At 63.6% G+C, this 20,090-nt stretch carries 17 protein-coding genes; 9 read left to right on the top strand and 8 right to left on the bottom strand.

The genetic code is table 11. From position 1 onward, the window contains the following. Window positions 1-2 precede the first annotated feature (2 nt). The 3 genes from xdhA to xdhC all read left to right on the top strand — a co-directional run bounded on the left by xdhA (window position 3) and on the right by xdhC (window position 4,799). Window positions 3-1,484 carry a xanthine dehydrogenase small subunit gene (xdhA, locus tag AC04SF_RS12360; protein WP_488478029.1) on the top strand — a complete coding sequence of 494 codons (1,482 nt, stop codon included), beginning with the start codon at window positions 3-5 and terminating at the stop codon, window positions 1,482-1,484. Further along, entirely contained in the window at window positions 1,484-3,829 is a 2,346-nt protein-coding gene (gene xdhB / locus AC04SF_RS12355) for a xanthine dehydrogenase molybdopterin binding subunit (protein WP_488478591.1), read from the top strand. Before xdhA ends, xdhB begins: the two co-directional genes overlap by 1 nt. 61 nt (window positions 3,830-3,890) lie before the next feature. Then, a complete protein-coding gene (gene xdhC / locus AC04SF_RS12350) occupies window positions 3,891-4,799 on the top strand; it encodes a xanthine dehydrogenase accessory protein XdhC (RefSeq protein WP_488478590.1) in 909 nt (302 codons plus the stop codon). A gap of 15 nt (window positions 4,800-4,814) precedes the next feature. Here the strand turns inward: xdhC and AC04SF_RS12345 are convergent, their stop codons facing one another. The 3 genes from AC04SF_RS12345 to AC04SF_RS12335 are packed head-to-tail and all read right to left on the bottom strand — an operon-like array spanning window position 4,815 to window position 8,007. Continuing rightward, a complete protein-coding gene (locus AC04SF_RS12345; RefSeq protein WP_488478028.1) occupies window positions 4,815-6,065 on the bottom strand; it encodes an LLM class flavin-dependent oxidoreductase in 1,251 nt (416 codons plus the stop codon). Then, on the bottom strand, window positions 6,062-7,027 hold the full coding sequence (locus AC04SF_RS12340) for an LLM class flavin-dependent oxidoreductase (RefSeq protein WP_488478027.1): 966 nt from the start codon (window positions 7,025-7,027) through the stop codon (window positions 6,062-6,064). The genes AC04SF_RS12345 and AC04SF_RS12340 overlap by 4 nt, the downstream gene beginning before the upstream one ends. Window positions 7,028-7,086: 59 nt before the next feature. Beyond that, the gene (locus tag AC04SF_RS12335) at window positions 7,087-8,007 is read right to left on the bottom strand and encodes a LysR family transcriptional regulator (protein WP_488478026.1); all 921 of its coding nucleotides are present in this window, start codon (window positions 8,005-8,007) and stop codon (window positions 7,087-7,089) included. A 132-nt stretch (window positions 8,008-8,139) separates the two neighbouring features. Between AC04SF_RS12335 and AC04SF_RS12330 the strand changes: the two genes are divergently transcribed. The 4 genes from AC04SF_RS12330 to AC04SF_RS12315 all read left to right on the top strand — a co-directional run bounded on the left by AC04SF_RS12330 (window position 8,140) and on the right by AC04SF_RS12315 (window position 12,665). Next, the gene (locus AC04SF_RS12330; RefSeq protein ID WP_488478025.1) at window positions 8,140-9,357 is read left to right on the top strand and encodes a urate hydroxylase PuuD; all 1,218 of its coding nucleotides are present in this window, start codon (window positions 8,140-8,142) and stop codon (window positions 9,355-9,357) included. Window position 9,358: 1 nt separating this feature from the next. After that, window positions 9,359-10,675: a guanine deaminase gene (gene guaD, locus AC04SF_RS12325; RefSeq protein WP_488478024.1), complete on the top strand. Its 1,317-nt coding sequence runs from the start codon at window positions 9,359-9,361 to the stop codon at window positions 10,673-10,675. A 224-nt stretch (window positions 10,676-10,899) separates the two neighbouring features. Beyond that, window positions 10,900-11,403: a heme-degrading domain-containing protein gene (locus AC04SF_RS12320; RefSeq protein ID WP_488478023.1), complete on the top strand. Its 504-nt coding sequence runs from the start codon at window positions 10,900-10,902 to the stop codon at window positions 11,401-11,403. After that, window positions 11,400-12,665: a glycerate kinase type-2 family protein gene (locus AC04SF_RS12315; protein ID WP_488478022.1), complete on the top strand. Its 1,266-nt coding sequence runs from the start codon at window positions 11,400-11,402 to the stop codon at window positions 12,663-12,665. The genes AC04SF_RS12320 and AC04SF_RS12315 overlap by 4 nt, the downstream gene beginning before the upstream one ends. 262 nt (window positions 12,666-12,927) lie before the next feature. Here AC04SF_RS12315 and AC04SF_RS12310 read toward each other — a convergent pair whose 3' ends face one another. The 4 genes from AC04SF_RS12310 to AC04SF_RS12295 all read right to left on the bottom strand — a co-directional run bounded on the left by AC04SF_RS12310 (window position 12,928) and on the right by AC04SF_RS12295 (window position 18,513). Then, a complete protein-coding gene (locus tag AC04SF_RS12310) occupies window positions 12,928-14,394 on the bottom strand; it encodes a UdgX family uracil-DNA binding protein (RefSeq protein WP_488478021.1) in 1,467 nt (488 codons plus the stop codon). Between the two features lie 2 nt (window positions 14,395-14,396). Next, the gene (locus AC04SF_RS12305; protein WP_488478020.1) at window positions 14,397-15,632 is read right to left on the bottom strand and encodes a putative DNA modification/repair radical SAM protein; all 1,236 of its coding nucleotides are present in this window, start codon (window positions 15,630-15,632) and stop codon (window positions 14,397-14,399) included. An 86-nt stretch (window positions 15,633-15,718) separates the two neighbouring features. Further along, a complete protein-coding gene (locus tag AC04SF_RS12300; protein ID WP_488478019.1) occupies window positions 15,719-17,119 on the bottom strand; it encodes a glutamine synthetase family protein in 1,401 nt (466 codons plus the stop codon). Window positions 17,120-17,130: 11 nt separating this feature from the next. After that, a complete protein-coding gene (locus tag AC04SF_RS12295) occupies window positions 17,131-18,513 on the bottom strand; it encodes an aspartate aminotransferase family protein (RefSeq protein WP_488478018.1) in 1,383 nt (460 codons plus the stop codon). Between the two features lie 157 nt (window positions 18,514-18,670). Between AC04SF_RS12295 and AC04SF_RS12290 the strand changes: the two genes are divergently transcribed. After that, window positions 18,671-19,123, top strand: a complete 453-nt coding sequence (locus tag AC04SF_RS12290) for a hypothetical protein (RefSeq protein ID WP_488478017.1) — start codon at window positions 18,671-18,673, stop codon at window positions 19,121-19,123. An 18-nt stretch (window positions 19,124-19,141) separates the two neighbouring features. Here AC04SF_RS12290 and AC04SF_RS12285 read toward each other — a convergent pair whose 3' ends face one another. After that, complete coding sequence (locus AC04SF_RS12285) at window positions 19,142-19,573, bottom strand: MarR family winged helix-turn-helix transcriptional regulator (protein ID WP_488478016.1); 432 nt, start codon at window positions 19,571-19,573, stop codon at window positions 19,142-19,144. 59 nt (window positions 19,574-19,632) lie between these two features. Here AC04SF_RS12285 and AC04SF_RS12280 point away from each other — a divergent pair, with 59 nt between their 5' ends. Next, a complete protein-coding gene (locus AC04SF_RS12280) occupies window positions 19,633-20,088 on the top strand; it encodes a hypothetical protein (protein ID WP_488478015.1) in 456 nt (151 codons plus the stop codon). Window positions 20,089-20,090: the final 2 nt, after the last annotated feature.

Below are 20,090 nucleotides of genomic sequence, written 5' to 3'. Positions count from 1 at the left end.
GCATGGCCAAGGTCACTATCCGCAACGAAATCCGCTTCATCCTCAATGGCAGGGATGTCGCGCTGTCGTCGGTGGCGCCAGACGCGACCCTGCTCGACTGGCTGCGGCTCGACCGTTCGCTGCGCGGCACCAAGGAAGGCTGCGCCGAGGGCGATTGCGGCGCCTGCACCGTGCTGGTCGGCAGACTGTCTGCCGGCGGCCTGGTCTATGAAAGCGTCAATGCCTGCATCCGCTTCCTCGGCTCGCTCGACGGCACCCATGTCGTGACGGTGGAACATCTGCGCGGCGCGCCCGGCCAGTTGCATCCGGTGCAGCAGGCGATGGTCGATTTCCACGGCTCGCAATGCGGCTTCTGCACGCCGGGCTTCGTCATGTCGCTCTATGGCCTGTGGATGAAGTCGCCGGATCCGTCGAACGCGGCGATAGAAAAGGCCTTGCAAGGCAATCTCTGCCGCTGCACCGGCTATGAGGCGATCATGCGCGCCGCGCATGCCATCTCCAGCTACGGCAAGGCGGCAAAGGATCCGCTGGCGATTGAGCGCAAGGCGATCACGGCGAGGCTGGAAGCCTTGCGGGACGGCGCACGGATCGAGATCGGGTCGGGCAAGGCGCGGCTCATCGTTCCGGCCAATGTCGATGATTTCGCCACTGTGCTCGACAAGGAACCCGGCGCCACCATCGTTGCCGGCTCGACCGATGTCGGCCTGTGGGTGACCAAGCACATGCGCGACATCTCGCCGGTCGTCTTCATTGGCAATCTCGACGGGCTGTGCACCATCGCCGAAGACAAGGGCGTCATATCGATCGGCGCCGGCGTCACCTACACCGAAGCCTTTGCGACGCTCGCCAAACGCATCCAGGCGCTCGGGCCGCTGTTCGACCGCATCGGCGGCGAACAGGTGCGCAACATGGGCACGATCGGCGGCAACATCGCCAATGGCTCGCCGATCGGCGACACGCCGCCACCCCTGATCGCGCTCGGCGCGCGCCTGACCCTGCGCAAGGGCAAGAAGCGGCGCACGATCCCTCTGGAAACCTTTTTCATCGCCTATGGCAAGCAGGATCGGCAGCCGGGCGAATTCGTCGAGGCCGTGCACGTGCCCGTCCCGGCGAAGGGAGAAAAATTTGCCGTCTACAAAATTACAAAACGCCGCGACGAGGACATCACCGCTGCCCTCGGCGCCTTCTGCCTGACACTGGCCAAGGACGGCACGGTCGCCGATGTCCGTATCGCTTATGGCGGCATGGCGGCGACGCCAAAGCGAGCCTCTTTTGTCGAACAGGCATTGCTCGGCAGGCCCTGGACCGAAGAGACGGTCGAGACGGCGATGGTGGAATACACTCGGGATTTCACCCCGCTCACCGACATGCGGGCGTCGGCCGAATATCGGGCGCTTGCGGCCAAGAACCTTTTGCTGCGTTTCTTCGTCGAAACCACCGGCACCAAGGCACCCTTCCAGGTGTCACGCAACGAGGCGGCATGATGAACAAGCACGCCACATCAAATCTCAAGGCCGAAAAGATCGTCGGCGGCGTCGCCACCGACCAGCGGCATGATTCCGCCCACAAGCATGTCAGCGGCACCGCCGTCTACATCGACGACATGCCGGAACCGGCCGGCACGCTGCACGGCTGCCTCGGGCTCTCGGCCGCCGCGCATGCCACCATCACCCGCATGGACCTTTCGGCGGTGCGCGCCGCTTCCGGAGTCGTCGATGTGCTCACGGCAAAGGATGTGCCGGGCGAGAATGACATTTCGCCGACCGGCCGGCACGATGAGCCGGTGCTAGCCGACGGCAAGGTCGAGTTCTTCGGCCAGCCGATCTTCTGCGTTATCGCCGAAACCCGCGAGCAGGCGCGCCGCGCCACCAGGCTGGCCAAGGTCGAATACAAGGAATTGCCTTTCGTCACCGACATCGGCGAACTCGATCCGAGGAAGGACAAGCTCGTCACACCGCCACTTACTTTGAAGCGCGGCGATGCCGCTGTTGCGATCAAGGCGGCGCCGCGCCGGCTGAAGGGAAAGATGCGCGTCGGCGGCCAGGAGCATTTCTATCTTGAAGGCCATATCGCCATGGCCGTTCCCGGCGAGGATCAGGACGTCACCATCTATTCCTCGACCCAGCATCCGAGCGAAGTCCAGCACATGGTGAGCCATGCGCTCGGCGTACCCAGCAATGCCATCACGGTGGAGATCCGCCGCATGGGCGGCGGTTTCGGCGGCAAGGAAACGCAAGGCAACCAGTTTGCCGCGCTCGCGGCCATCGCTGCCAAGAAACACCATCGCGCCGTCAAGATCCGGCCCGACCGCGACGACGACATGATTGCTACCGGCAAGCGCCACGATTTCCTCGTCGACTATGAAGTCGGCTTCGACGACGGGGGCAACATTCTCGGTGTCGATTTCATGTTCGCCGCGCGTTGCGGCTTTTCGTCGGATCTGTCAGGCCCGGTCACCGATCGCGCGCTGTTCCATTGCGACAACACCTATTTCTGGCCGGCGGTACACGCGCAATCGGCGCCACTCTACACCAACACCGTGTCGAACACCGCCTTCCGTGGCTTCGGCGGCCCGCAAGGCATGGTCGGCGCCGAACGGGTCATCGACGAGGTTGCGTTCGCGCTCGGCAAGGATCCGCTCGAAATCCGCAAGAAGAATTTTTACGGCACCAGCGACCGCAACATCACGCCCTACCACCAGACGGTCGAGGACAACATCATCCAGCGCATCGTCGCCGAGCTCGAGGAGAGCGCCGGCTATGCGCGGCGGCGGCGCGAAATATCGGCCTTCAACGCCAACAGCCGTTTCATCAAGCGCGGCCTGGCGCTCACGCCGGTCAAGTTCGGCATTTCCTTCACCGCCACGCACTACAACCAGGCCGGCGCGCTGGTGCATGTCTATACCGATGGTTCGGTGCATCTGAACCATGGCGGCACCGAGATGGGGCAGGGGCTCTACCTCAAGGTCGCGCAGGTGGTGGCGGAAGAATTCCAGATCGATCTCGACCAGGTGAAGATCACCGCGACCACCACCGGCAAGGTGCCCAACACCTCGGCCACCGCGGCATCGTCCGGCTCCGACCTCAATGGCATGGCGGCGCAGAACGGCGCCCGCCAGATCAAGGACCGGCTGACCAATTTCGCCGCGGAGAAATACCAGGTGCCGCGCGATCAGGTGCTGTTCCTGCCTAACCGGGTGCGCATCGGCAACCAGGAGATCGCCTTCGCCGATCTCGTCAAGCAGGCCTATATGGCGCGCATCCAGCTCTCAGCGGCAGGCTTTTACAAGACGCCGAAGATCCACTGGAACCGCGACAAGGGACAGGGCCGCCCTTTCTACTATTTCGCCTACGGCGCCTCCTGCTCGGAAGTCTCGGTCGACACGCTGACCGGCGAATATGTGGTCGAGCGCACCGATATCCTGCATGAGACCGGCCGCTCGCTGAACCGCGCCATCGACCTTGGCCAGATCGAGGGCGGCTTCATCCAGGGCATGGGCTGGCTGACGACGGAGGAATTGTGGTGGGACGACAAGGGCCGGCTGCGCACCCACGCGCCGTCGACCTACAAGATCCCGCTCGCCTCCGATCGGCCCAAGATATTCAACGTCACTTTGGCCGACTGGCCGGAAGCCGCGGAGCCGACGATCCACCGCTCCAAGGCGGTCGGCGAGCCGCCCTTCCCGCTCGGCATGTCCGTGCTGCACGCGCTGTCGGATGCGGTGGCCAGCGTCGCCGATCACAGGATCTGTCCGCGCCTTGACGCGCCGGCGACGCCGGAGCGTGTGCTGATGACGATCGAGCGGCTGAAAGGCGAGGCGAAGGCCTGAATCCGGCAAAACGTGCAATTCAGGCCGAAAACCCTATGTTTCCCGTACGGGAATGCGAATGATGACTTCGAAAGTGCAAAGCCTGAAAGACTTCCTGGGTGGCCAGGGCCGCATTGCTTTGGTCGAAGTGGCCGGCACCAGGGGCTCGACCCCGCGCGAGAAGGGCGCCTTCATGCTGGTCTCGCCGTCGGCGACATCAGGCACGATCGGCGGCGGGCAACTTGAATATATGGCGATCGACAAGGCGCGGCAGATGGTGGCGTCTTTACCTTCCCGCAAGCGGCAGGGCAAAGAAGCCCGCATCGAGGTCGATGAAGTCTGCGCCACACTCGACGTGCCGCTCGGGCCGGAGATTGGCCAGTGCTGTGGCGGCCGCGTCGAGGTCCTGATCCGGCTTGTCGACGGCGTGCTCGCTGCTGAGCTGGTCTCGGCTGCCGAAGCCGAAGAAGCCCACCTGCCGCACGTCTATATCTTCGGCGGCGGCCATGTCGGTCAGGCGCTGGCGTCGACGATCGCGCTCCTTCCTGTACACGGTGTCGTCATCGAGACGCGGGCCGAGGCGCTTGAAGGCATGCCGGAAACCGTCGAGACGCGGCTGACGCCGATGCCCGAGGCCGAGGTGCGCAACGCTCCCGCCGGCACCGCCTTCGCCATCCTCACCCATGACCACGCGCTGGATTTCCTGATCGTCACCGAAGCGCTGAAACGCGAGGACGCGGCCTATGTCGGCATGATCGGCTCGAAGACCAAGAAAGCGACCTTCAGGAACTGGTTCCTGAAGTCAGGGGACGGCACGGACGCGGAATTTGCCCGCCTCGTCTCGCCGATCGGTGGCGATGCCGTCAAGGACAAGCGCCCGCCTGTCATCGCCGCACTTGCCGCCGCCGAGATCATGACGGCGCTGGTCATCCACAACGCGGCGTCAAATGCCGACCTTGAAATTCCGCATGACAGAGTGATAGCCGGCTAAGCTTGCGCTGCCGGCTCAGGCCGGCCGCTTCAGCCCGAGATGCTCGCGCAGGGTTCGGCCTTCATAGTCCCGTCGAAACAGGCCGCGCCGCTGCAGTTCCGGCACCACCAGCGTGGCAAAGGCATCGAGCTCGCCCGGGAAATAGGATGGCATGACGTTGAAGCCGTCGGCTGCCCCGCCTTCGAACCGCGCCTGCAATTCGTCGGCCACTTGCGCCGCCGTGCCGACAATGCGCCAATGACCGCGCGCGCCGGCGAAATGGCGGGCAAGCTGGCGGATGGAAAGGCCGTCGCGTCGAGATTGCTCGATGACCAGCGCCTGCCGGCTTTTCATCCCCTCGCTCTCCGGCAGTTCGGGCAGCGGTCCGTCGATCGGATAGCGTCCGAGATCGGAGATACTGAGATAGCTGGACAGCAGCGCCACGCCGACATCGTCGGGGATCAGTTCCTGCAACTCCTCATGTTTCTCGCGGGCTTCCGCCTCGGTTTCCGCCACCACGGGTGAGACGCCGGGCATGATCTTGATGTCGTCAGGCTCACGCCCATAGGTGGCCATGCGCCCCTTGAGATCGTCATAAAAGGCCTTCGCTTCCTCGAAGGTCTGCGCCGCCGTGAACACCACGTCGGCTGTGCGGGCGGCAAGATCGCGGCCGACATCCGAGGCGCCGGCCTGGACCATGACAGGCGCGCCCTGCGGCGAAAGCGGCAGGTCGAGAGGGTCGCGCCCCGAAAAGCTCTGGCCTTCATGGCCGGACGCCTTGCCGTGCCAAAGGCCGGTGACCACTTCGGCGAATTCGCGTGCCCGCTCGTAGCGGTCGGCATGGGGTTTGAGGCCGGTCGAGCCGAAATTGGCGGCTTCGATCGGGCTGGCCGATGTCACCAGGTTCCAGCCGGCCCGGCCGCCGCTCAGATGGTCAAGCGACAGAAAAGTCCGCGCCAGGCCGTAAGGCTCGTTGTAGCTTGTCGACGCCGTCGAAACGAGACCGATGCGGCTGGTCTGCACGGCCAGCGCCGACAGCAGGCTGATCGGCTCGAAGCCGATCGAGCGCGAGGTCTGGCTGGCGATGCCGACATTGGCCTCGCGCAGGCCGGCGGCGTCCTCGCAGAAGATCATGTCGAACTTGGCCGCCTCCGCCGTGCGCGCCAGCTGGATGTAATGGTCGATGTCGATGCCGGCGGTCACATGCGCCTTGGGGTGGCGCCAGGCGGCGATGTGATGGCCGGTCGCCCAAAGGAAGGCGCCGAGCTTCATCTGGCGCGCGCTCATTCTGCGCCTCCGGTACCAAGCCCAAGATGTGCGCGCAGCGTTGCGCCTTGCTGACCCTGGCCGGCGATGCCATGGCGCCTGAGCTCTGGCAAAACGCGGTCGATGAAACTCTGAAGTCCCGGGACATCAGCTGGCAAAACAAAATTGAAGCCGTCACAGCCACTCGATTCCAACAAGGCTTGGAGGCTGTCGGCGTCCGGTTCGGATGTCAGGGCTATCGTTGCCAGTACCTTCACTGTCTCCGGTTTGCGGCCGATGGCGGCGGCTCGGCGCTTCAGGTCGCCAACGGCAACTTTCAAGGCCTCAGACGGCTGTCCCTCGATAAGGACAACGTCAGCGGCGCCGCTTGCGAGATCGATATCTGCCTCTGCCGGGCCGGACATGATTAGCACCGGCCTGTCCTGCGGCGAGCGCGCGACATTGAGCGGCCCGCGCACCGAAAAGAATTCGCCGGTGTGGTTCAGACGGTGCATCTTGTCCGGATCGTGGAAGCGACCGGCTGCCTTGTCGAACAGCAGCGCGTCGCGCTCCCAGCCAATCCACAACGCCCGTACGATGTTGATGAACTCCTTGGCACGGCGGCGGAAATCATCGTCGGAAAAGCCTTCGGGCCGGCTGCAGTTTCCGGCCTCGCACGGGTTCTGCCGCATCGTCACGTTCCAGCCGATGCGGCCGTGGCTAATGATATCGAGCGAAGCAAAACGGCGTGCCAAATTGTAGGGCTGATGCGCGAGCGTAGAGGCGCCGGCCACGAGACCGATCCTGTCGGTCACCGTCGTCAGGGCGGCCAGCAGTGTCGTCGCTTCAAACGGGCTGCTTGATAGCTCATCCGCGGAATCGGAAATCACGACCATGTCAACGCCGGCCGCCTCTGCCTCCCGCACGAAACTCGTGATCTGGCCGAAATCCAGAGCGGGCTGTCCGTTGGTGGCAGCGATGTTTAGCGAAATGGCGAGATGCATTGCACCAACCTAAGTTCGCCGGCGCGCAAGGCAAGTCCGGCGAATAGACCAGCGGGCCCTCACTTGCCGGCCAGAAGATCCTTGATCAGCCGTTGGCAGCGTTCGGCCATGAAATCGAGCAGCAGCCGTACCTTGGGGTCCTGCAACTTCTTGTGCGGATAGACGGCGGCGAACTGCACCGGCGTTGGCGGCGTGCTGGCGAGGATCACCTTGAGCCGCTGGTCGCGGATGAACGGCTCGACCTCGAAGCGCGGCTTGTTGATGATGCCGCGCCCGGACAGGGCCCAGCCGGTCAGCACGTCGCCATCGTCGGTGTCGTAGGGCCCGTGCACTTCGAATTTCTGCGGGCCGGTGGGGGTCTGCAGCGTCCAGACATATTCGCGCGCGCCGGAATAGCGCAACATCAGGCAGTCATGCTTCTTGCCGATCAGTTCCTGCGGCTCCATCGGTTCGCCGCGCGCTTCCAGATATTTTGGCGCAGCCACCAGCACGCGTTCGCATTCCATGATGCCGCGCATCCTGAGGCTGGAATCCTCGATGATGCCGAGCCGGAAGGCGACGTCGATGCCTTCCTTCATGATGTCGACATTGTGGTCCGAGAGCCTGAGCCGCACCTCGATATCGGGATACTTGTCGTGGAAATCGGGAATACCCGAGGCCACCAGCCGGCGACCGAGGCCCAGCGGCGCGGTCACGCGGATGGTGCCACGCGGCTGGCCGGACAGCGCCGATACCGCCGCTTCCGCTTCGGTGATCGCCTCCAGCACCTGCTTGGCGCCTGAGTAGAAAACGGTCCCATGCTCGGTCGGCATCAACTGCCGTGTCGTGCGGTTGAACAGCCGCACACCGAGATGCTTCTCCAATTCCTTGATGCGGTTGGAGGCGACGGCCGGCGAAATACGCATGTCGCGGCCGGCCGCCGACAGATTGCCGAGTTCGACGACGCGGACGAAGACGGCGATGTTGTCGAGATAGGCCATGCTGAACACCTTCGCCGGTTTTCGGCGATCAGCCTAGTATTTTCCATTTTTTTTTGAAAGTCATCGTACACCTCGCCTCTTTCCGTTTGCGCGCCACACCGTAAAGTCAGCCGATCGGCAGGGACGACTTCAATGATGGATTTCGCGATTTTCTGGGACTGGCTGAGCTTTGCCGTGCGGTGGCTGCATGTGATCACCGGCATCGCCTGGATCGGCTCGTCCTTCTATTTCGTCGCGCTCGATCTCGGCCTGCGCCAGCGTCCGGGCATGCCTGTCGGCGCCTTTGGCGAGGAATGGCAGGTGCATGGCGGCGGCTTCTACCACATCCAGAAATATCTGGTGGCGCCGGCCGAGATGCCAGAGCATCTGACCTGGTTCAAATGGGAATCCTACGCCACCTGGCTCTCTGGGTTCGCCATGCTGTGCGTGGTCTACTACGCCGGCGCCGACCTGTTCCTGATCGACCCCAATGTGCTGCCGATGTCGGTGCCGGTCGGCATCCTTTTGTCCATGGCCACGATCGGTGTCGGCTGGGTGGTCTATGATCTCTTGTGCCGCTCGCCGCTCGGCAAAAGCGACACCGGCCTGATGCTGGTGCTCTACTGCGTGCTGGTGTTCATCGCCTGGGGGCTGACGCACCTGTTCACCGGCCGCGCCGCGTTCCTGCATCTGGGCGCCATCACCGCCACGATCATGTCGGCCAACGTCTTCATGGTCATCATCCCCAACCAGAAGATCGTCGTCGCCGACCTGATCGCCGGCCGCAAGCCCGACCCGAAATATGGCAAGATCGCCAAGCAGCGCTCGCTCCACAACAACTATCTGACGCTGCCCGTTCTGTTCCTGATGCTGTCGAACCACTATCCGCTGGCGTTCGGCACGCAGTTCAACTGGGTGATCGCCTCGCTGGTGTTCATCATCGGCGTGCTGATCCGGCACTATTTCAACACTGTTCACAAGCGTGCTGGCAACCCACACTGGACCTGGCTCGGCGCCCTCGTCCTGTTCATCATCATCATCTGGCTGTCGACCGTGCCGAAGGTGCTGACCGGCGAGCCGAAGGCGTCCGCCTCGGCGGACATCTATATTGCCTCCGCCCATTTTCCGGCTGTGCGCGACACCGTGCTTGGCCGCTGCTCGATGTGCCACGCGCAAGAACCGGTCTATGAAGGCATCTATCATGCGCCCAAGGGCGTGATGCTCGACACCGACGCTGATATCGCCAACCATGCCCGCGAGATCTATCTGCAAGCCGGCCGCAGCCACGCCATGCCGCCCGCCAATGTCAGCCAGGTCACCGACAAGGAACGGGCGCTGCTGGTGGCCTGGTTCGAAGGCGCGGGGAAATAGCATGAATTCGACACTTCTGCGCGGCCGCACGCTGTCCTTCGTGCGCTGGCCCGAGACCATCGACGACCATTCGGCCTGGCGTTACGAGGAAGATGGCGGCCTGCTGATCCGCGACGGCAAGATCGTCGCCTCAGGCGCCTACAGCGGTGTCGAAAAGCAAGCCGGCGAGGGTGTACAAAGGATCGATCACCGGCCGCATCTTTTGCTGCCCGGTTTCATAGATACCCATGTGCATTTCCCGCAGATGCAGGTGATCGCTTCCTACGGCGCCGAACTGCTCGACTGGCTGAACACCTATACGTTTCCCGAAGAGACGAAATTCGCCAACGCCCAGCATGGCCGCCGCATCGCGCGGCTCTTCCTCGACGAGATGGTGCGGCACGGCACCACGACGGTCACCGCCTACTGCTCGGTGCATAAGGCCTCGGCCGAGGCCTTTTTCGCCGAATCGCATGACCGCAACATGTTCAACATCGCCGGCAAGGTGATGATGGACCGCAATGCGCCCGAGGGCGTGCTCGACACGCCGCAATCCGGCTACGACGACACCAAGGCGCTGATCGCCGAATGGCACGGCAAGGGACGCCAGCACTATGCCATCACGCCGCGCTTCGCCATCACCTCCTCGCCGGAGCAGATGGAGATGGCCGGCGCGCTGTGCCGCGAACATCCCGACCTGCACATGCAGACGCATCTGTCGGAAAACCAAGCCGAGATCGCCTTCACGCAACAGCTCTACCCCCGGTCGCGCGACTACACCGACGTCTACGAGCACTATGGGTTGCTGGGCAAAAAGAGCCTGTTCGGCCACTGCATCCATCTGTCGGAACGCGAGGCGGATGCGCTCTCGGACAGCGGTTCGGTGGCGGTGTTCTGCCCGACCTCGAATCTGTTCCTCGGCTCCGGCCTGTTCGACTATCAGCGCTTCCGGCGCAGGGACAAGCCGCTCAGGATCGCCGCCGCCACCGATGTCGGCGGCGGCACCAATTATTCCATGCTGCGCACCATGGACGAGGGCTACAAGGTGATCGCGCTGAACGGCGAGAAGCTGAATCCGTTCCAGTCCTTCTGGCAGATCACACGCGGCAATGCCGAGGCGCTGTCGGTTGCCGACAAGATTGGCACGCTGGAAGAAGGCACCGACGCCGACATCGTCGTGCTTGATGCCAGGGCGACGCCGGCGATGCGGCTCAGGATGGAAACGGCGCAGACGCTGGCACAGGAATTGTTCCTGCTGCAGACGCTGGGCGATGACCGCGCCGTGCGCGAGGTCTATGTCGCGGGGCGGGCAGCCAAGAGCGACATGATCGCGGGATAGGTCCCCCTCACCCGGATTGCCAAAACTGAATTGCCAAGGGCAATTCGGGGCAATCCGACCTCTCCCCGAGGGGAGAGGAGGTTGCTGATGCCAGCGCCTTTCTCTTCTCCCCCACGGGGAGAAGGTGGCCGCGAAGCGGCCGGATGAGGGGGCGGCCTCGACGGGAGCTTGACCCGGCAGTGCTTGTCGTACAAACGACGTGTGACGATTTTCGGAGAAAGAAAATGGCCGCTGCGGATGACATCGCTCTGATCCGGAAACAGGAAGAGACGCTGGTCTTTCCCGCCTTCGATGAAGCCGTCGCCTTCAAGATCGGCTCAGCCATTCGCGATCGCGCGCTCGCCGAAAACCTGCCCATCATCGTCGATATCAGGCTCTGGGACCGGCCGTTGTTCTATGCGGCCATGCCGGGGTCGAACGCTTCCAATCCCGACTGGGCGCGGCGCAAGATCAATGTCGTCAGGCGGTTTCTCAGAAGCACCTATCGCATGGTGCTGGAGCAGCAGCGCCCTGACCGCGCCTTCAAGATCGGCGAGGGCCTCGATATCACCGACTACGTGCTCGCCGGCGGCGGTTTTCCGGTGACGGTCAAGGGCGCCGGTGTCATCGGCGTGATCGCGGTCTCCGGGCTGCCGGAGCGCGAGGATCATGGTGTTGTCGTCGATGCGGTGTGCGATCACCTGGGTGTCGACAAGCGTGGACTGGCGCTGGCTGCGGAACCCGAATGACTGTGCTCAATCCCAAAGCTTTCCTCACCTCGATCTTCGACGCCGCCGTGGCCGCTGCCGATCCGGAGCGGACCATCAGGGGGCATTTGCCGGCGAAGCCCAAGGGCCGCACCATCGTCATTGGCGCTGGCAAAGGCTCGGCGCAGATGGCGGCCGCCTTCGAGAAGGTCTGGGATGGGCCGATCGAAGGCCTGGTCGTCACCCGCTACGGCTATGGCGCCAAATGCGAGCGTATCGAGATCATCGAGGCGGCGCACCCGGTGCCGGATGCTGCCGGCCTCGAGGCATCTCGACGTCTGCTGGCAAAAGTGCAGGGACTGACGGCGGACGATCTGGTCGTGGCGCTGATTTCCGGTGGCGGTTCGGCGCTACTGCCATCGCCTGCTGCTGGCCTGACACTGGCCGACGAGATCGCCGTCAACAAGGCGCTGCTCGCCTCCGGCGCGCCGATCGCGGCGATGAACACCATCCGCAAGCATCTTTCCACCATTAAGGGCGGCCGGCTGGCGGCAGCGTCCTGGCCGGCCAAGGTGGTGTCACTGGTTGTGTCAGACATTCCCGGTGACAACCCGGCCCTTGTGGCCTCCGGGCCGACCGTGCCGGATACCGGCAGCCGTCAAGACGCGCTGGCCTCGATTGCGGCCTATGGCATGAAGCTGCCGGCCTCGGTGATGGCGCACATCAATTCGCCGGCGGCCGACGCGCCGGATCCCGACGATGAGCGCTTTTCCCGCAATGAGGTGCATCTGATCGCCTCCGCCGGCGTGTCGCTGGAAGCGGCGGCCGCCGAAGCGAAGCGGCAAGGCATCGAGGCCGTCATCCTCTCCGATGCGATCGAGGGCGAAGCGCGCGAAGTCGGAGGCGTCCACGCCGCCATCTCGCGCGAAGTGGCGACGCGAAACCGGCCATTTTCGAAGCCGGTGCTGATCCTGTCGGGCGGCGAAACCACGGTGACCTTGCGCGCCAAAGGCAAAGGCGGCCGCAATTCGGAACTCCTGCTTGCCTTCGCCATCGGCATCAACGGCGTACAAGGCATTCACGCCCTGGCTGCCGACACGGACGGCATCGACGGCTCGGAAAACAATGCCGGTGCCTTTGCCGACGGCTCGACCGTCTCGCGCATGCGCGCGGCCGGCGTCGACGCCAAGGCGATGCTGGCCGGCAACAATGCCTGGACGGCGTTCGACGCGGTGGGCGATCTGTTTGTGCCGGGACCGACCGGCACGAATGTCAATGATTTGAGGGCGATTCTGATCCGATAGTTCACCTGTAGCTTGACTAGCGTTTGGCTCACAAAGTCTTTGGTGATGGGCCGAAGCCTCTCAGCTTCGTCATCCCTGGCGAAGCAGGAGCGCAGCTCCGTCGCGGAGACCCTGGGATCCATTCCGTGATCTTGGTCGAAGAATGCAGCGGAGCAGAATTCTGCACCCGTGGTGGCGCTCAGGAGTCCCGGCATGGATCCCTTGGGCTGCGACGCAGCTCCAGGGGTCTGCGCTGACGAAGTCGTTGAGGCCTTTGCTCATCTCACGACCCCATCAACCGCCTCACCTTTCTCATATCCTGCAAAAACCGTTCTCGCTCCGCTTCCTTCTCCGCCGGCTCCTGAATGCGCAGGATAAATGACGGATGGATGGTGATGAACACGCGCAGGCCATCCTCGCGCTCGACCACCTGGCCGCGCATTTTCGTCACAGGGATCGCCTTGCCCAGCAAAGACAAGGCCGCCGTTGCGCCGAGCGCCACGGCAAGCTCCGGCTTGATCAGCGCGAATTCCCGGTCGATCCACCAGCGGCAGGCCTGTACTTCGCCGGCATTCGGTTTGGAATGGATGCGGCGCTTGCCGCGCGGCTCGAATTTGAAGTGTTTGACCGCGTTGGTGACGTAGACCTTCTGCCGGTCCACGCCCGCGTCATCGAGGATGGAGTCGAATACCTTGCCCGCAGGGCCGACGAAAGGTTTGCCGGCCAGATCCTCCTGGTCGCCGGGCTGTTCGCCGACGAAGATGATCTTCGCATTATCAGGCCCTTCGCCGAACACGGTCTGCGTCGCATCGCGCCAAAGCGGACAGCGGCGGCAACCCTTTGCAGCCTCGCGCAATTCGGAAATGCTGCTTGCGTCATCACCCTGCAGCGTCTTGGCGGGCTGCTTCGGCCAATGCCTGGCCTGCACCTTGGTGTGATGCGGCGCGGGCGTTGTCGGTATTCTGGCGATCATCTCCTTGGCGGCCTTATCAGCTCCTGCGATCAGCTCTGGAATGAGTGAGGCCTCGGGAAGGTTCCGCCAATATTTCTTTGGCATCTCCTTTTGCATGGCCTTCACCTTCAGCCGTGCCGGGTTGAAAATGTTCTCGAAATAGGTGCGCCACAGCGCCTCGGTGTCGTCTTGATCAGGTGCATCGCCCTTGGCGGCACCCGGTCCGATCGCCAGTCTTTCGCCGTCCCAGTCGGCCGAAGCGTAAGGCGTCAGGATCGTCCAGCGCATGCCGGTGAAGCGCCCGACGAAGAAATCGGCGTTCCGCTCGACAATGAAATGATCGGGCTCAAACCAGGCGACATACCGCTCCTCGCCGCCATCGCCAATTTTTCGGAAGCGTACAAAAGCATGCATCTTGTGGCTGTCGCGCCGCACCGCCTTTTCCATCGCCTCGAGCCGCCTGGTGTCGGGATCCGATGCGATCGCCAGCAGTTTCGGCTCGGTGCGCAGTCGCCACAGCAACCGGTAGAGAAAAGCGAACCGGCTGGGGTCGGAATGGCAGAAGGCGGTTTCCGCGTGCTCGATAAAATCGCGCGGCACCACGAGTTGCGCCCCCGTAGGCACGGCGGGCATATCGCCAGGCGGTTGGTCGGAGCCGGCCGCGACATGCCAGCTGATGTCCTCGGGCCTGACCTCGTTCAGCGCCAGCCGCCGTGCCGCGTCGCGCCAGCCGGTAAAATCGGTCTCGCTATCGAGCCGCACACTGTATCGGGCAAGGTTGAGCTCTGCCGGCCGCATGGTCAAAACAATGACAGCTGTTCGCAAGAGCGCACGATCTTGTCGCGCAAGCCTTGCTTGTCGGTGAGCGCTCCCGGCGACCAGCCCTCGGCGATAATAAAGGGTCTGAGCTTGGCGATCGACTGGCAGATCCGCCCGACATCTTCAAGCCGCAGCCTTCGGTGCCGGCGGGTCTCCAGGATTTTCGCCACCACCTTGGTGCCGAGGCCGGGGACCCGCAACAGCGCCTCGCGGTCTGCCCGGTTCACGTCGACCGGGAACTGCCCGCGATTGCGCAGCGCCCAGGCCAGTTTGGGGTCGATGGCAAGGTCGAGCATGCCGTCGCTGCTCCCGGCCAGGATTTCCGGCTGCGAGAACCCATAGAACCGCATCAGCCAGTCGGCCTGATAAAGCCGGTGTTCGCGCATCAGCGGCGGTTTCTGCAGCGGCAGGGACGACGACGAGTCAGGGATCGGGCTGAAGGCCGAATAATAGACGCGCCGCAGATGATAGCTGCCATAGAGCCGGGCGCTGGTGTGCAATATGCCGTCGTCGGATGTCTTGTCCGCGCCGACGATCATCTGTGTCGACTGGCCACCCGGCGCAAAGCGTTCGCGTTTTTTGGTCCTCAGCGTCGGCTCGGCTTTTTCTTCCATCTTCTGGCGCAGCCTGGCCATGGAAAGGCGGATCGTTTCCGGCTTCTTTTCCGGCGCCAATTTCTTGACGCCCTCGTCGGTCGGCAGCTCGACATTGATCGACAGCCGGTCGGCGTAGAGACCGGCCTTTTCGACCAGTTCCGCCGAACTTTCCGGAATGGCTTTCAGATGGATATAGCCGGAGAACTTTTCTTCCAGCCGCAGCCGCCGCGCCACCTCGACCATCTCGCCCATGGTTTCATCCGGCGAGCGGATGACACCCGATGACAGGAACAGGCCCTCGATATAGTTGCGCCGGTAGAAATCCATGGTCAGTTTCACCACCTCATCGATGCTGAAACGGGCACGCTTCACATTCGAGGACGAGCGGTTGATGCAATAGCTGCAATCATAGATGCAGAAATTGGTGAGCAGGATTTTCAGGAGCGAAATGCAGCGGCCGTCCGGTGCGTAGGAATGGCAGATGCCCATGCCTTCGGTGGAGCCGATACCGCCGGATTTCAGCGAGTCCTTTTTCGTTGAGCCTGACGAGGCGCAGGAAGCGTCATATTTGGCGGCATCGGACAGGATTGCCAGCTTTTCACGGACGGTGAGAATGGTCATCCGTTCATGGTATGTTCTGTAGTGCCAGCTTGCTACCTCATTTGATGCAGGCGGCGAAAAAGTGATCGCCGCCCATCACAGAGTCGTCAAACCTCGTGCAGATAGAGATGATAATCCAGTTCGCTGACTGTGCGTGCCACGCGCAGATATTCGGACTGTTTGATCGCCACGAAGGTGCGGTGCAAATCCTCGCCGAGCGCGCCTTTCAGGAAGCTGGACGCCTTGGCCGCTTCGATCGCAGCGCGCCAATCGGCTGGCATCGTCGTGCGGGTGACAGCCGCTTCATAGCCATTGCCGGTCGTTTCCGGACCGGGGTCGAGCCCCTCGTCGAGGCCTTTGATGATGCCGGCCAGCACCGTCGCTGCGATCAGATAGGGATTGGCGTCGACGCCGGACGGCCGGTGCTCGATGCGCCGGTTCTTGGCGTCGCCGGCCGGCACGCGCAGCGCCACCGAACGGTTGTTGACGCCCCAGGTCGGCGCCACCGGCGCATAGGATTGCGACACGAAACGCCGCCAGGAATTGGCGTGCGGCGCAAACACCAGCATCGATTCCGCCATCGTCTGGATCAGCCCGCCGAGCCCTTGCAACAGGGGCAGCGACCAGCTCTCGCCGCCGGCTTCGGCAAAGACGTTGCGGCCGGCTTTGTCCTGCAGCGAGACGTGGAAATGCATGCCCGAACCGGCATATTTCTCGATCGGCTTGGCCATGAAACAGGCGGTCACACCATGGCGGCGCGCCTGCGCCCGCACCAGACGCTTCAGCATGACGAGGTCGTCGGCTGCCCGCATCACATCCTTGCGGTAGTTCAGCGTCAGCTCGTACTGGCCCGGTGCGTATTCGGATATCACGGTCTCGGCCGGAATACCTTGCGCCTTGGCCGCGGCATAGATGTCGGAGAACAGCGGCTCCATGCCGTGCAGATGGTCGACGGAATAGACCTCCGTCTTGCCCGAGACACGGCCGTCGAGCACCGCGCGCGCCGGCTGCACCTTGCCCTCGGCATCGCGCTCGTTGGCAAGGAGAAAAAATTCCAGTTCGAAGGCGCCGGCCGGGTAAAGGCCCTTGGCCGCGAGGATGTCGACCTGCCGGGCCAGCGCCAGCCGCGGGTCCGACGACATGGGCTGGCCGTCGAGGTGATACATCGCCATCAGCACCTGACCGCGCGGCGGGCTGGTGCCGTAGAGCGGCACCAGCGTGCCGGGGATCGGCCATGCCCGGAGGTCGCCGTCGCCGGTGGTCCAGATCAGCCCGGTCTCGTGCACGTCCTCGCCGGTGATGTCGAGGCCGAGGATCGAGATCGGCATGTGCCGGCCGCCCTCGAAAATGCTCTTCAGCTCATGCCGGCGCACGATCTTGCCGCGGCCGACGCCATTGGCATCAGTCAGCACGATATCGAAGGCTTCGATCTCGGGATGGGCGTCGAGAAAGGCTTGCGCTTCGGCGGGCGACGACCCTGAAGGCGAGGTCACAATGGCATTGTCCATGGCCGCTTGTCTCATGCCGCAAGCTTTGCCGCAACCGCGCCGAAGGCGGCGATCAGCCGGTTGACCTGGGTGCCAGTGGTTGCCGGCGAGATCAGCATCATGTTGTGGAAGGGCGCGATCAGCACGCCGCGATTGACCAGCGCGACATGGATGGCGGCCTCCAGCTCCGGCGCATGCGCGGTCTCGGCTTGCGCGCCGTTGCGCAACGGGCCGGGTGCGCAGATGAACTCAACGCGGGCGCCGACACGGGCGACATGCCAGGGCAGGCGATAGCGGTCGATCACCCCGGTCAGCCCGGCATCCAGACGCCGCGCCAGATGGTCCATGCGGTCATAATTCTCCGGCGTCATCACTTCTTCCAGCGTGGCGCGCATGGCAGCAAATTGCAGCGGGTTGGCCGAAAGCGTTGTGCCCATGCCGGAATAGCCGGGCTCCTTGGTCCTGTTGTAGTCGGCATAGCGCGAGGCGACCTCGTCGCTCATGCCCCACACACTTGCCGGCACGCCGCCGGCGATCGGCTTGCCCAGCACGAAGAAGTCCGGCTCCAGCCCGTATTTCCTGGTGTAGCCGCCGGGGCCGGTCGAGATGGTGTGCGTCTCGTCGATCAAAAGCAGTGTGCCGGTCGCGCGCGTCAGCCTGCGCAGCGCGTCATGGAAGCCGGGATCGGCCAGCACCATGCAGGAATTGGTCAGCACCGGTTCGGCGATGACACAGGCGACATCCCTGTCCTTGAGCGCGGCCTCAAGTGCTGCAACATCGTTGAACTCGATCACCTTGGCCGTGCGGGTCAGGTCGCGGAACTCGCCCGCCAGTCCCGGCCGGTTGACCGGCTTGCCGTCGATCAGCCGCACCATCGTCTCGTCGACCGAGCCGTGATAGCAGCCGTTGAAGACGAGGATTTTTTCCCTGCCCGTGACGGCGCGGGCGACGCGCAGCGCAAAGCGGTTGGCGTCGGTCGCCGTCGTCGCGATCTGCCAGAACGGCAGGCCGAAGCGCTGCTGCAGCAACGGCCCGATGGCAAGTGCGTCTTCCGAAGGCAGCATATAGGTCAGGCCGCGTCCGGCCTGGCGGCGGATGGCGCGCGCCACCGGCGGCGGCGAATGGCCGAACATCGAGCCGGTGTCGCCGAGGCAGAAATCGTCGAGCCTGTTGCCGTCGATATCGGTGATCGCAGCGCCCTTGGCGCTGTCCACCAGGATCGGAAACGGCGTCGGCCAGTCGTTCATCCAGTGCATCGGCACGCCGCCGAAGAAGCCAGGCAGGCCGTTGCCGACCTTGGCTTGGGATTTCGGCCGCGCCTTGCGGAAGGCCGCCCCTTCCGTTTCGCGCAATTGTGCGATGCGCTCGCGGCTGATGCCGCCGATGGACGTCTTTGAACTGTTGCTGCTGTGCATGAAAACCCCTCTCGTGCGTCCCTCTTAGCCAATCCACCTCCGCAACTGCAATTGGCCGCGCGCCCGCCCTGCGTTGGCTCAGCCTTTGCCGGCGACGCTTGACCGTGCTGCCGAAGTCAGCGCCAATGTGTGCGGGCGTTGAGGTGGGAGGACAAAAATGCGCACGATCATCTGTGCGGCAATGCTGCTGTCGTCGGCCGGCACGGCCTTCGCCTCAGGCGGCATCTGGTGCAATGTCGACGACACGGCGGTGACGTTCGACGTCGGCGCCGGCGTCACCAGAGGCATGGGTGGCCCGACCTTCAACTTTCGCGGCGATCTCGAAATCAAGGCGAGGCCGGCTGGCGATGGATTGCGCAAGACGGTGTTCGAGGATTCCAACCTGACCCAGTACTGGCTGGACGACAAGGAGCTGCGGCTGAACATCTACCGCGAGTACGAAGCGGCAAACACCTTCAATTCGGTCGAACTGACGATCCTGACCAAGGTCAGCGACGAAGGCGTCTATGACGGGCAGTACTCGCTTGCCGTCTATGACAATGCCGCCGACACGGACAAGGACGGCAAGCCGGCGGAGTTGACGGGCAAGGTGTCGTGCGGGGCTGAGTAGGCTCGCCGACCGGTTGTGTCAGCCCGCCTGCATCGAGGCGATGGCGCGCCGCATCAGGTCGAGAAACACCAGCCGCTCGTCCTCGCTGAAGCGGGCCAGCGCCGCCTCGTTCTGTGAACGCGCGGCCTGTGTCGCCGGCTCGCGCAGACCAACGGCTTTCGCTGTAAGATGGATCGACTGCGAGCGCCCGTCTTCGGGATGCAGGCGTCGTTCGATCAAGCCGTCACGCTCCATGCGGATCAGCGTGTTGGCCATCGTCGCCTGTTCCACGTTGAGGCGCTGCACGAGTTCGCGTTGCGTCAGGCCATCTTCATCCCACAGCGCCAGCAGCGTCATGAACTGGGCGGGCGCCAGGCCGAGTGGCCGGATGCGCTGCTGCAGCCCGTTGGCAAACAACCGTGCCATGTGGTTGGCCAGGAATCCGGCGGATCGTTCCTTCTGAAATGCCATGCCTGCAAAGATAATAGTTGAATAGCATGCTATGCAATGATATATAGCTTGCTATGAAAATGAAAACCAGAATTCATGCGGCGGCGGGCGCCGTCGCGCTCATCACGGTGTCTGCTTTCTGGCTGTCGACGGCCACGGTTGAACTGCTCGGCGACACCGCCGCGATCACAATGGTCAAAAACTCTGTGCTGGTCGGCATGGCGGTGCTCATCCCGGCGATGATCATTGCCGGCGCGTCGGGCGTTTCACTCGGCAAGGGCTGGAAGAGTCCGGTCGTGGCACGCAAGAAGTGGCGCATGCGCATCATCGCCGCCAACGGACTGCTTGTCCTCGTGCCTTCGGCCTTCCTGCTCAGCAGCCTTGCCACGGCCGGTCGCTTCGACAGCCTTTTCACAATCGTCCAGGCGATCGAACTGGTGGCTGGCGCAACCAACATCGCACTGCTGTCGCTCAACATGCGCGATGGTCTGTCGCTGCGGCGCAAGCCTGTTCGGCTGGCCGCCCGGGCGCGGTGAGT

This window comes from Mesorhizobium sp. CNPSo 4671 (genome assembly GCF_057784245.1).
Note: the sequence above shows the minus strand (reverse complement) of the source record. Positions and strands in the feature narration are given on the sequence as shown.